The organism is Bacillota bacterium, assembly GCA_024655925.1.
GTDB lineage: Bacteria > Bacillota > DTU025 > DTU025 > JANLFS01 > JANLFS01.
In genome coordinates, this window is record JANLFS010000028.1 from 19,003 (window position 1) to 31,112 (window position 12,110).

At 60.7% G+C, this 12,110-nt stretch carries 12 protein-coding genes; all 12 read right to left on the reverse strand.

Annotation, left to right across the window (positions count from 1 at the left end; genetic code table 11):
- Positions 1-46: 46 nt before the first annotated feature.
- Positions 47-1,150, reverse strand: coding sequence for a putative lipid II flippase FtsW (ftsW, locus tag NUW23_06070; GenBank protein MCR4425744.1), 1,104 nt, complete (start codon positions 1,148-1,150; stop codon positions 47-49).
- 28 nt (positions 1,151-1,178) lie between these two features.
- The gene (gene mraY, locus NUW23_06075; GenBank protein MCR4425745.1) at positions 1,179-2,123 is read right to left on the reverse strand and encodes a phospho-N-acetylmuramoyl-pentapeptide-transferase; all 945 of its coding nucleotides are present in this window, start codon (positions 2,121-2,123) and stop codon (positions 1,179-1,181) included.
- 5 nt (positions 2,124-2,128) lie between these two features.
- On the reverse strand, positions 2,129-3,547 hold the full coding sequence (locus tag NUW23_06080; protein MCR4425746.1) for a UDP-N-acetylmuramoyl-tripeptide--D-alanyl-D-alanine ligase: 1,419 nt from the start codon (positions 3,545-3,547) through the stop codon (positions 2,129-2,131).
- Positions 3,534-5,054 carry a UDP-N-acetylmuramoyl-L-alanyl-D-glutamate--2,6-diaminopimelate ligase gene (locus tag NUW23_06085; protein ID MCR4425747.1) on the reverse strand — a complete coding sequence of 507 codons (1,521 nt, stop codon included), beginning with the start codon at positions 5,052-5,054 and terminating at the stop codon, positions 3,534-3,536. Before NUW23_06085 ends, NUW23_06080 begins: the two co-directional genes overlap by 14 nt.
- A 5-nt stretch (positions 5,055-5,059) precedes the next feature.
- Positions 5,060-7,177 carry a penicillin-binding transpeptidase domain-containing protein gene (locus NUW23_06090; protein MCR4425748.1) on the reverse strand — a complete coding sequence of 706 codons (2,118 nt, stop codon included), beginning with the start codon at positions 7,175-7,177 and terminating at the stop codon, positions 5,060-5,062.
- 27 nt (positions 7,178-7,204) lie between these two features.
- Positions 7,205-7,741 (reverse strand): septum formation initiator family protein, encoded by a 537-nt coding sequence (locus NUW23_06095; GenBank protein MCR4425749.1) that lies wholly within the window; start codon positions 7,739-7,741, stop codon positions 7,205-7,207.
- A gap of 2 nt (positions 7,742-7,743) precedes the next feature.
- Entirely contained in the window at positions 7,744-8,700 is a 957-nt protein-coding gene (rsmH, locus tag NUW23_06100; GenBank protein ID MCR4425750.1) for a 16S rRNA (cytosine(1402)-N(4))-methyltransferase RsmH, read from the reverse strand.
- 28 nt (positions 8,701-8,728) lie between these two features.
- Positions 8,729-9,157, reverse strand: a complete 429-nt coding sequence (mraZ, locus tag NUW23_06105; GenBank protein MCR4425751.1) for a division/cell wall cluster transcriptional repressor MraZ — start codon at positions 9,155-9,157, stop codon at positions 8,729-8,731.
- 188 nt (positions 9,158-9,345) lie between these two features.
- A complete protein-coding gene (locus NUW23_06110; GenBank protein ID MCR4425752.1) occupies positions 9,346-9,879 on the reverse strand; it encodes a GNAT family N-acetyltransferase in 534 nt (177 codons plus the stop codon).
- A gap of 213 nt (positions 9,880-10,092) precedes the next feature.
- Entirely contained in the window at positions 10,093-10,353 is a 261-nt protein-coding gene (locus tag NUW23_06115; GenBank protein MCR4425753.1) for a stage V sporulation protein S, read from the reverse strand.
- Between the two features lie 101 nt (positions 10,354-10,454).
- A complete protein-coding gene (locus tag NUW23_06120; protein ID MCR4425754.1) occupies positions 10,455-11,234 on the reverse strand; it encodes a TIGR00282 family metallophosphoesterase in 780 nt (259 codons plus the stop codon).
- 82 nt (positions 11,235-11,316) lie between these two features.
- Complete coding sequence (locus NUW23_06125) at positions 11,317-11,856, reverse strand: hypothetical protein (protein ID MCR4425755.1); 540 nt, start codon at positions 11,854-11,856, stop codon at positions 11,317-11,319.
- Positions 11,857-12,110: the final 254 nt, after the last annotated feature.

Genomic DNA, 12,110 nt, shown 5'->3' on the forward strand with positions numbered 1-12,110 from the left:
GGAACCTTGTTCGTTTCACCGTCTACCACCTTCCGCGCCCGGCGACCTATCGCTGCCCCACGTACCGGGAGATGTTGAGCAGGATCCCGATTCCCGCGAGCATCGGGACCAGGGACGACCCACCTGAACTGATCAAGGGGAGAGTGATCCCGGTGACCGGGAGGCTTCCGGTGACCACTCCGATGTTAATGACCGCCTGCAAAGTGACCATGATGGTCACGCCCGCCGCAAGAAGCGATCCGAACGTATCAGGGGCGTTCATTGCGGTTCGGAATCCCCTCCACGCGAACAGCATATACAGAGCCACGACTCCCGCCGTGCCTATGAACCCGAGTTCCTCCCCGATGATGGCAAATATGAAGTCCGTGTGCTGTTCGGGAAGGTAGTAGAACTTCTGCCTCGAGAAGCCCAGACCCAGTCCAACCAGGCCTCCCGAACCGAGAGCCAGAAGAGACTGGATTATATGGAACCCCGAATCCAGGGGATCGTCCCAAGGCCTCAGGAAAGCTGTGAGCCGCCTCCACCTGTAGGGCTCCATCCACGCGAGTACCAGGACCGCAGGCACGGCCAAGCCCGCCATCCCGATCAAGTGCGCGGAGTTCGCCCCCGCCGCAAGGAGCATGAACCAGGTGACGCCACCTATCGCCACTGTGGTACCGAGGTCCGGCTCCAACATGATCAGGCCTGCCATCACCCCCACCAGGATGAGCGGCACCACGATCCCCCGCCAGAAGCTCCGGACCCTCTCGGGGGAGGTAGATAGATAACACGCGAGGAAGATCACAAGGGAGAGCTTGGAGAGTTCCGAAGGCTGCACCCGCAACGGGCCGAAGCCCAGCCACCGCCGAGATCCCGCCACCAGCACTCCAACCCCTGGAACGACCACGAGTGCCAGCATCAGAACGGACACCACTACCATGGGCACGGCGAACTTGGCCCAGACCTTGTAGTTCACGTTCATGGTGATAACCAGGGCGACCATGCCTATGGCCGCCCACAGCGACTGGCGCTTCAGGTAGTAGTATGGGTCCCCGAGTTCGTGATAGGCCGTGACCGAACTCGCACTGAAGACCATTATGATTCCGGTCCCCAAAAGAGCCAGAGTGGCCATGAAGATGAGGAGGTCCGGAAGCCCTCGTCGATCACCCATGTGTCTCCTCCCGAGCAACCCATGGTTACTATAGCCCCATGAAGCCTATAGCCGCGAACACACCAGCGACGATCCAGAACCTCACGACGATCTGTGTCTCCGCAAGCCCGGTCAGCTCGAAGTGGTGGTGGAGCGGGGCCATTCGGAGGACTCTGCGTCCTGTGAGCTTGAACGAGATCACCTGAGCCGCCACGGACAAGGTCTCCGCGACAAAGACGCCTCCGACGATGAAGAGCACCAGCTCAGTCTTGGTCAAAATGGCCAGGGACCCGAGGGCGGCACCGAGTGCAAGAGACCCGGTATCCCCCATGAAGACCTGTGCCGGGTAGACGTTCCACCATACAAATCCGAGGCACGCACCACCGAGGGCCCCGGCGAACGCGCACATCTCCCAGGAGCCCAAAGACGAGGCGATTACGGAGTACGCAAACGCCGCAACTGCCGAGGCCCCAGCAGCCAGGCCGTCCAGGCCGTCAGTGAGGTTGACTCCATTGGACGCGCCTGTCACGACGATCGCGGCAAACGGAATGTACCAGAAGCCCAGATCCAACCTGATGCCACCAGTGAACGGCACTGCCACCGTGGGCCCGAGGCTTGGCTCCAAGTACGCGTAAACCCCCAGAATCGCCCCGAGTAGCAGCTGGAACAGAAGCTTCTGCCTGGCCCTGAGTCCAAGGGATCTCCTTGCCACAATCGAGATGTAGTCGTCTAGCATACCGACCAGCCCGAACGACGTCATGAGGAACAAAGCCCAGGGCAGTGTCTGGAACCCCGGAGAGGCCGACACGGACCCCACAAGCGTGGCGAGGATGATAATGACCCCTCCCATGCTGGGCGTCCCGGACTTCTTGAGATGAGAAGCGGGACCGTCGGATCTGACCACCTGCCCATACTTGAGCCTCCTCAGGTAGGCGATGATCACCGGAGCTACCAGCAGACTCGAGGTCAACGAGATAATTGCGGCGCAGAGCATGAATGTCACGGGCGACCACCCGATTCAGTCCTGGCCTCTCCCGCGAGGGCAGACACGATTTCCTCCATCCGCATTCCCCTTGATCCCTTTACCAGGACCACGTCCCCCGGCTCAGCCATGGAGGCGACGGCCAGGGCGGCCTCGCGATTGGTGGCACACACAACTGCGCGCCTGGGGTCCATGCCTGCGTCCACCGCGGCCCGGGCGGCAATGGCCGCAAGATCTCCAACAGTGATGATGGCGTCGATGTGGGAACCAAACACATGCCTTCCCACCTCCCGGTGGGCTGCCTCCGCCCTTCCGCCGAGTTCGAGCATGTTCCCGAATACCACAATAACCCGGCGACCTGCGGCGTACTCGATAGCAGCAGTCACCGCACACTTCATGGAATCGGGGTTGGCATTGTACGTGTCATCCACTATTGTGTAGCCTGAGGAGGACGAGACGAAATGCATGCGTTTGTCGGAGGGAGTGAATGCCAGCAGTCCGGAGGCCATGGAACCAGGGCTAACTCCCAGTTCAACGCCTACTGCCAGCGCTGCCAATGCATTGAGGACGTTGTGCCGGCCCGGCAGCGGAACGGTGAACCTGGTGTCGTCCAGCGGCTCACCGCCTACGATGAGTGAGAACGACACTCCTGCCTCGCCCGTCTGTATCTCATCCGCCCGGACATCGTTTCCTTCGGCAAAGCCGAACAGGATGGACCGCGCACTGGTCCATGTCCGCATCTCTCGAGTGAAGGGGTCGTCCCCGTTGAGTACCGCGAGGCCTGAAACTGGCAACGAGGTGATGAGTTCACCCTTCGCTCGGGCTATGCCGTTTCTGGTCCCGAAAAACTCAATGTGTGCGTCTCCCACGTTCGTCACGACTCCGACGTCGGGTCGGGCAATTCGGGCCAGGTCAGCGATTTGTCCGGGGCCGCGCATCGCCATCTCTACCACGGCCACATCGTGGTCGGGGCGTAGCCCGAGAAGGGTCAGAGGCATTCCGATCTCGTTGTTCATGTTTCCGGAGGTGGCCAGGACTCTGTGCTCAGTCTCGAGCACCGATGCGATCATGTCCTTCGTGGTGGTCTTGCCAGCACTCCCAGTCACTCCCACCACCTTCGCCTGTTGACGTGACCTGTGGTAGGCCGCGAGACGCCCGAGTGCAGACAAGGTATCAGGAACGAGGATGAGCCCGAACTGCTCCGGCGCTTCGAACTTGGGGAGGACGGAGACAACCGCCCCGACCGCGCCCCGAGCGACAGCTTGGTCCAGGAAATCGTGGCCGTCTGCGTGCTCGCCGCGAAGAGCGAAAAACAAACACCCTTCCCCGGCCAGTCGGGTGTCAACTGTCACATGCTTCACTTCACCCGATGGCGCCCCAGCAAGCAGGCTTCCGCCCACTGCGCGCGCCACTTCGGAAAGGTCATACCCCAGCATCCATCTCCATCTCCCCGAGTGCTGCACGGACTTCTTCTCTGTCATCGAAATGCACGGTACGGTCTCGGAAGATCTGATAGGTCTCATGCCCTTTCCCAGCAATCAGTACCAAGTCTCCCGCGCGGGCCATCCTCACTGCGCGGCGAATGGCCTCACGTCTGTCAGTGACCGCTTCGTGCGGGGCGGAACCCACGCCCGCCACGATCTCTGTGATGATCGCCTCCGGATCCTCGCTGCGGGGGTTGTCAGACGTAACTATCGTGTAGTCTGCCATCTCCCCAGAGATCCTGCCCATGAGTGGGCGCTTGGTTCGGTCCCGGTCGCCGCCACACCCAAATACGCATATCACCCTGGCCCGGGCCACGTCTCGTGCAGTCTCGAGTACACTCTGAAGACTGTCGGGGGAGTGCGCGTAGTCCACTACCACAGAGAAGCCCAACCCCGTCCGGACAGACTCGAACCTTCCGGGCACACCCGAGAACCCCTCAACCGCTTTTGCAGCTAGGCCCAGATCAAGCCCCATCGATGTACACGCTACAATAGCGGCCAGAGTGTTCTTCACGTTGAACCTGCCCAGCAGCGGAGACTTGACCTCCGCCCGCTCCGGCGGTTCAGCACGGGTGATCCGATATCGGATTCCAGACGCATCCAGAGAGATGTCCTCTGCCCGAAAATCGGCCGGCCGGCCGCATGCATACGTCGTGACCAGTGCGCCGGCTTCCTCCGCCGCCTGGGCCATAGCATGCCAGTGTGCGTCATCCGCGTTTATCACCGCACGCTTGGGCCATGGCTTCCCCTGACGCCTCCCGTATCTGCCGAGAGAACGGAAGAAAGCGGCTTTTGCCGCAATGTAATTATCCATGGTACCGTGGAAGTCAAGGTGGTCGTGGCCTATGTTGGTGAAGACCCCCACGTCGAAATCAACCAGGGCGATTCTGTCAAGCGCCACTGCATGGGATGACACTTCCATCACGGCGTGGGTCTGACCTGCGGCCTCCATCTCGCCCATGAGTGCCTGAAGGTCTGACGCCTCCGGCGTGGTGTTCCGCGCTGCCCGGACGCCCAGCCCCGTCCTGTAAGAGACCGTTCCGATGAGGCCCACACCGTGTCCTGCGGCCTCCAGGACGGCCGTTATTATGTGCGTGGTCGTGGTCTTGCCCTTGGTTCCGGTAACCCCCACGACCTTCAAGCGCGCCGAGGGGTCACCGTAGAACGTTCGGGAGATCTCTGCGAGCGCGGCACGGGCGTCTGCCACCCGGACCACTGCCACTCCATCCGGCACCTGGACGTCCCGAGAGACCAGAACGGCGGTTGCGCCTCGTTCCACCGCCTGAGGTATGAAATTGTGCCCGTCCACATGGAGGCCAGGCACCGCCGCAAAGAGCGCGCCGGGCCCCGCCACATCCCGGGAATCGTAGGTGACATGGGATATGACGGTACCCAGGTCCCCACGAGTCGCCTGGACCTGCACTTCCTGGATCAGGTCTCCGAGAGTCCTCCGTGCCACCTGGATCAGTCCTTTAGGAATATGGTAATGGCCGTGCCCTTCCTGACACGTGTCCCAGCCGGCGGGTCCTGGCTTCGTACGATGCCGCTGCCTTTGGGGGCCACACCCAAGCCTCTCGCGCCGAGGACAAGCGCCGCTTCTTTCAGAGTCTTCCCAGTGACATCCGGCACCTCTACCTCAATGCTTTCAAGATTATACAGCTCCTCATGTCCGAAGTAAACGATGACGGTGGTCCCCGCATTCACCTGCGAGCCGGCCTTCGGAACCTGGTTTGTCACGATCGGCCCGGTACCCTCTGCCCTCATCCCGAGCCTGGCGGAGTACATGATCGCGGCTGCCTCGTCCCCGGTCATGCCCGTGACGTTCGGGACGGTGACCTGGGCTGGCTCCGGAGGGGCTACCGACCCAAGAGCGTATGTCGGAGGAATCTCCATGTATCTCAGGCTATCCTCGACCACTGCCTGGAATACGGGCGCCGCTATCACCCCGCCGAATTTCACCGGAACCGACGGCTCGTCAAGCACAACCAGAACGGCGATTCTCGGGTCATTGGCCGGCGCGAAGCCCATGAAGGACGCTATCCGCTTGTCACCGTACCGTCCTGCCTCAGGTTTCTGCGCAGTCCCGGTCTTCCCCGCGACTGCGTACCCCGGCACCGCAGCCCTCGTCCCCGAACCATTGACCACCACCGACTGAAGGATGTTCACGAGCTCGCGGGACGTACGCTCGGATATGACCTGCCTGATCCTGGTGGGGGAGAATCTGGCCACGGTGGCTCCCTTCAGGTCGATCACCTCGCGGACCAGCATCGGCTTCATGAGAACCCCGCCGTTGGCAACGGCGCACAATGCGTTCAGCAGCTGCAGTGGAGTCACGGACACACCCTGCCCGTATCCGTAGGTTGCGAGCTCGACCGGGCCTATCGACTTGGGCTGGTGCATCAAGCCGGTGGCCTCTCCAGGGAAATCAATCCCGGATTTCTCACCGATCCCGAAAGCCCTCATGTACTGGAGGAACTTATCCGTGCCCAACCTCAGGGCGAGGGTGGCGAAAACAGGGTTGCAGGAGTTCTCGGTGGCCTCAATGAAGGTCTGAGACCCGTGCCCGCCCGGTTTCCAGCAGTTGAGTATCCTGTCTTCGACCTTCAGATATCCCGGGTCGTAGAACTGCGACGTGCTGCTGACGATACCTTCCTCCATGGCGGCGGCCGCGGTCACCACCTTGAACGTAGAGCCCGGTTCGTAGATGTCGCACACTGCAAAATTGCGCCTGAACTGGGCCGGATAATCGTTGTACGAGTTGGGGTTGAAAGCGGGGCGCATCGCCATGGCGAGGACTTCGCCATTCCTCGGATCCATCGCCAGCACCAGCCCGCGTACGGAACCCGTATCTTGCATCGCCCTGTCTAGCTCGCGCTCGCATATGTACTGAATGACCTCATCTATCGTGAGGACGATGCTCATGCCGTCCGAAGGAGGCACGTATGAGTGTCTGCCCTCGGGTATCTCTTTCCCTGTGGCGTCGCGCTCCGCGACTACCTGCCCTCTGACCCCACGGAGGTATGTGTCATAGAATTTCTCCAACCCCTCAAGACCCTGGTTGTCGGTGCCCGCGATTCCCAGGACCTGAGCCGCCAGAGTATCTTTGGGGTAGAACCTCTGACCACTCTCGCTCACTCCAATGCCAGGCAGGCCCAGATCACGGACGGCCCTGGCAACCTCGGGGCCCACCTTTCGCTTGAGCCATACAGTCTGCTGTCTCTGTGTAACCAGTCTGAGCAGCGCCTCCTCGCTCATCCCGAGCACTGGAGCGAGGCTCCGCGCAGTCCGTACAGGGTCAGAGATCTCGGCTGGTATGGCATAGATGGAATCTGCGCTCATGCTGACCGCGAGCTCTCGCCGCTTGCGGTCGTAGATAGTTCCTCTCTTGGGGTCTACGGGGACCGGCCTCATTCGCTGCTCCAACGCAAGCCTGCGGAAAGCCGAGTTTTGAACAATCTGGACCCACGCAAGCCTGAGAACCAGAGAAGAGAAAGCGAAGCCCACCAGGAAGAAGATGAAGTAGATCCTCCTCCTGACCACGACCGAGGAGGCAGGCCTTCTCGACACAGCAATCTCCGTCAATTCCAGTGCCCCCAGACAGATCGGATCCTATTGAAGCACAGAGGGCAGCGGAACCGGCGCCCGCGCGAACCAGGCCGCAACGAGATTGGACGCTGCAGCCACCGCCATCTGCTCGAGGAATGAGACCGCCCCGGCAAGGACGGTCGGGGGCTCCCCAAGGGCGTGAGACTCGGGCCCTTGGGACTCCACGGCGGCGATGAGAGGCCTGGCATCAACGACAACCACCCCTACCTCGCGTGGGTTTACCATCCCCAGCTTGGTGCGGGCGATTGTGTCTATCCGGTCCAGTGAAGTGAGCCTGGACAGTTCCAAGGATCGGCGGTCCCACTCATTGCGGAGCGACTGCAGCCTTGCATTGGCATGGGAAAGCCGGTCGCACGCCCGAACGATCTCAGCACGCAGTACAAGATAGGATACGAGAAGACCCATGGCGGCACATGTGACCAGCGCGCACGTGACCATGAACCTCGCGGCGCGGCGTGCCCTCCTCCTGGTGTTCCTCGCCCCGTATTCACCTATCCTCCGCATTGCGCTGGGGTTTTGCCCTGCATACGCTGTTTCCATGCCTATTCATCCTTTCGTGCGCCTAGAACCTTCATCGCGGCTCTCAGTCTGGCACTCCTCGCTCGCGGGTTGTCCAGCACTTCCTGAGCAGACGGTGTCACTGGCTTCCGCGTCAGGACCTTCGCTGTTGGCTTCCTTCCACACACGCATACCGGCATTTCGGGTGGACAGACGCACGGGCGCTCCGCGGCGCGAAAGGTCTCCTTGACCCGCCTGTCCTCGAGAGAATGGTAGGATATAGCTACCACGCGTCCACCAGGAACCGTCACTGCCAGTGCACCTGCGAGCCCTTGCTCGATGCTCTTCAGTTCATCATTGACTGCGATCCTGAAAGCCTGGAAAGTGCGGCGCGCCGGATGCGGCCCGTCCCGCCGCGCCCCTCTCGGCACTGCCGCCTTGATGACGCGGACCAGGTCTCCGGTGGTGGAGATTGGCCGAGACTCTCGCTCCTGCGCGATGAACGCGGCTATACGAGCTGCCCATTTCTCCTCGCCATACTCCCTGATGATCTCGGCGAGCACGTCCACGGGGAGGGAGTTCACGAGGTCCGCCGCGGTCGGTCCAGATTCCGGGTCCATCCTCATGTCGAGCGGCGCATCCTCCCTGTATGTGAAACCCCGCCCAACCTCATCAAACTGGTACGAACTGGCCCCGAAGTCGAAGAGCACCCCATCTACCCTACCTATTCCGGCGTCCGCGAGGGCCTGTGGCAGGTGGCGGAAGTTGGCGCGGATCAGCACCACCCTGCAAGGCGCGGATTTCAGGGCCTCGCGTGCAGCCCGGAGTGCGTCCGGATCCCGGTCCATCCCCACCAGGGTACCATCCTCTCCCAACAGGTCCGCAATCACGGTGGCGTGGCCGCCCCCGCCAATGGTGCAGTCGACCATGGTTCCGCCCGGTGCGGGCGCCAGGTACCGTATGGCCTCGTTCAGCATCACAGGGCGGTGCGAGTAATCCATTTGCTCAACTCCGGACGGGAAGCAGCGATCAGCCCAAGGATACCAGCTTCTCCGCGATACTCTCGTAGGATTGGGACATCTTGTCGAGGTAGACCTGCCACTGGGCTGCGGCCCAGATTTCGAATCTAGTTGAGACTCCTATGATGACAATGTCCCTCTCGATCTTCGCGTATTCCCTGAGATGGCTGGGGATAAGCGCCCGTCCTTGCTTGTCTATGTCGCACTCAGATGCGCCCGAGAAGAACATCCTCGAAAACGCACGGCCGTCGGCTAGAGTCATGGGAAGGCTCGCGAGTTTCTGCTCCTGGTTCCTCCACTCCGATTCGGGAAACCCGAAGAGGCAAGTGTCCAGCCCTCTGGTGACTATGAAGTGTCCGCCCAGCTCCTCGCGGAATCTGGAAGGGACTATGATGCGTCCTTTGTCGTCCAGAGAGTGCCTGTACTCCCCTATGAACACCGCGATCCCACCACTTTGATCCACTTTCCTCCACTTCGGCGTATCTGTTCGCCATCGCTAGCGGTTCTCCTTCAAGATCGCGCATAGAATCGCCCATATTTTTCAATGCGAACACGCGGAGACACGAAAAGGAAAGGAGAGGGTCGAAACCCTCTCCAAAGGTGTGAGTCACGAGGGCAGTGGCCTTCTCAGGATGCCACCTTCAGTCGCAGGTAGTCCTCTCTCATGATGGTCATCAGGACAATCACCCGGGGTTCCTGGCCGTCCCCCAGCCGTCTACTCACCACGCCCTCACGCCTGAAACCGCACTTCTCGTAGCATTTGGTGGCACGAGGGTTGTCCTCGCAGACCCTCAGGTAGACCCGTCTCAGGTTCATCTCCTCGAAAGCTACATCGAGCATCGCAGCGACTGCGTCTGTCCCGTAGCCTCGGCCCCAGAATCGCCGGTCTCCTATGCGTATGATCAGTTCAGCGTCACCGCTCCTCCAGGCAATCTCCGTGAGCTCGATCTCCCCGATCAGGTCCCCGTGCGGCCCTTCGATGGCCATGGCCACGCTGTTGCGGTCGCGCATGAGCTTCTGGTACCTCTCCCTTGAGGCCGCTCCGTCTCTGGGGGTCCCCCCCATCAGACGGGCGATCTCAGGGTCCTGGTCCCAGGCCGCAAGCTTGGGGAGATCCGACTCGACCAGGGGGCGTATTACCGCCTTGTCCCCTTCCCGCATCTAAGACCCCTCTTCCGCTTTGACTCCACCTCCCCATGTGGGGTTCCTGTTTCTCCTTTCCCGGCTGGATACCTCCAAGAAGTTGTATCCAGAGTCGGGCACTGGGTGAATAATGGGCAAAAGAAAATGCCGCGAGTTCGGCCGGCCCCAAACCTCCCGGCATTTATGAGAATATTAGGGCTCTTGTCCGGGCAGCAGCACGGGTCTGCTACACTACCTGGGCTGAACGATGAGCTTGATCGCCGTGCGCTCTTCCCCATCAATCATGACATCCACAAAGGCGGGTACGCAGACAAGGTCAAGACCGCTGGGCGCGACGAACCCGCGGGCTATCGCCACAGCCTTGACAGCCTGGTTGATGGCTCCGGCCCCAATCGCCTGGACTTCAGCACCGCCACGCTCCCTTATCACGCCTGCCAGCGCACCCGCAACTGAGTTAGGATTGGATTTGGCGGAGACTTTGAGTACCTCCATCACGCCTACCTCCTGACATCGCGTTTCAAAACCCTGTGCCGCTTCAGTTTATTAGTCGTCCAGTGCAAAATTCCTCCTCTTGACGTGGCCGTACTACGCACTCATTCAGCTATTTCCCGGACGCGTTGGATTGACCTGGCTCTGCCCGTAGCATGGTCGATGTCGATGATCACTCCCTCCACCACTACGGGACCTCGGGCGACGTTAAATCGGGTGGGCAACCCGGTGAGGAATCTCGGCAGGACCGTGTCGGGGTCCATCCCGATCACCGAGTCAATCGGGCCCGACATGCCCAGGTCTGTTATGTAAGCTGTACCTCTTGGAAGCACCCGCTCATCAGCCGTCTGGACGTGAGTGTGTGTCCCCACAACCGCGGATACACGCCCATCAAGGTGAATCGCGAGAGCCTGCTTCTCGGAAGTAGCCTCGGCGTGAAAATCCACGACGATGGCATCTGCACTCGAGGCCACCATGTCCACCACCGCGTCACCAATCTCGAATGGGCTGTCTATGGGGTCCATGAACACGCGCCCCTGCAAATTGATGACAGCAAGGCGGTAGCCATGGTTTCTCACGATATGGAACCCAGAGCCCGGCACAGCTCTGGGGTAGTTCGCAGGCCGCAGGACTCTGGGTTCGATGGGCAGGTAGGCTGCCATCTCCCTCTTGTTCCATACGTGGTTTCCCGTGGTGATCACATCCACCCCGGCATCAAGAAGCTCCCGGGCGACCTCAGGAGTGAGCCCCATTCCTCCAGCCGCATTCTCCCCGTTTGCCACCACGAAGTCACATAAGCCACCGGCACGCACTTCCGCGATCTTCCGGATAGCCCACGTCCTGCCTGGCCGACCCATGATGTCTCCGAACATTGCCACCTGCATCAAAAGACCCTCTCCCAAACGCAAGGGGGCAGGACTCGATGGTATCCTGCCCGCTTTATTCCACGATATTCTCAACCCGGGCTCAGCTGGAACCGAGAGGTCGGTTGAACACGACCACCCGTCCCTCCTCGCGATACCCTATGAGTTTCTTTTCCTGCATGGTTTCTTTCAGGTCAGCGAGGAGGTTCTCGATGAACTCCTCCTGGACCTCCATTTCCTCTTCTTCGAGCGCGTCCGAACGGTCCTTTATCAGGTCCTCACCGAAGGCCTCGAGAACCAGACCAATCAGGAGGGAGATCTCCTCCCCGGTGAGAGTGGATACGTCGCGGGTCATCTGAATCTGGGTTATCCCGTCGATGTAGCAGGCGGCGATCTTGGCAACGGGTGCCTGTTCGAGCCTAAGAAGATGCAGGTAAACCGATATGCTGGAGAGAGCCCTGGTGCGGAAGTCCTCGAATTCCTCAGGTTTCAGCGCCCGTGCAACCATGAAGGAGAACTCGAGAGACCTGGCGTCGGGAACATAGGATACGGTGCATATCTCCGGGTACCTGACCAGGATCGAAACCAGGAGACCAACGCTACTGGAAGAGCCGTCTATCTCCCTTCCGCGCACCTCTTTCACCTCAATCACCTTCTTTTGGAAGTTCGGGCCTCACCATCGTCTCCCGGCCTTCTAGTTCACTGTTCGTCGGGCCCGAAGCGATTCCTGCTGATCATTCTACGCCGATACGCAACCGGACGCCATAACGGGCGTCCGGATGGCCCCCGGTCCCCGGGTCAGCACGACCCGGGATGACCGGGGAAGCACTCCTGGGATTGTGGTCACCGAGCGTAGTCTACAGCCCTCGTCTCCCGTATAACAGTTACCTTGATCTG

Coding starts and splice junctions, on each gene's coding strand:
- ftsW (MCR4425744.1), bottom strand. CDS start 1,150: ATGGGTGATCGACGAGGGCTTCCGGACCTCCTCATCTTCATGGCCACT.
- NUW23_06080 (MCR4425746.1), bottom strand. CDS start 3,547: ATGCTGGGGTATGACCTTTCCGAAGTGGCGCGCGCAGTGGGCGGAAGC.
- NUW23_06110 (MCR4425752.1), bottom strand. CDS start 9,879: ATGCGGGAAGGGGACAAGGCGGTAATACGCCCCCTGGTCGAGTCGGAT.
- NUW23_06120 (MCR4425754.1), bottom strand. CDS start 11,234: ATGCAGGTGGCAATGTTCGGAGACATCATGGGTCGGCCAGGCAGGACG.
- NUW23_06095 (MCR4425749.1), bottom strand. CDS start 7,741: ATGGAAACAGCGTATGCAGGGCAAAACCCCAGCGCAATGCGGAGGATA.
- NUW23_06115 (MCR4425753.1), bottom strand. CDS start 10,353: ATGGAGGTACTCAAAGTCTCCGCCAAATCCAATCCTAACTCAGTTGCG.
- rsmH (MCR4425750.1), bottom strand. CDS start 8,700: ATGGATTACTCGCACCGCCCTGTGATGCTGAACGAGGCCATACGGTAC.
- mraY (MCR4425745.1), bottom strand. CDS start 2,123: ATGCTCTGCGCCGCAATTATCTCGTTGACCTCGAGTCTGCTGGTAGCT.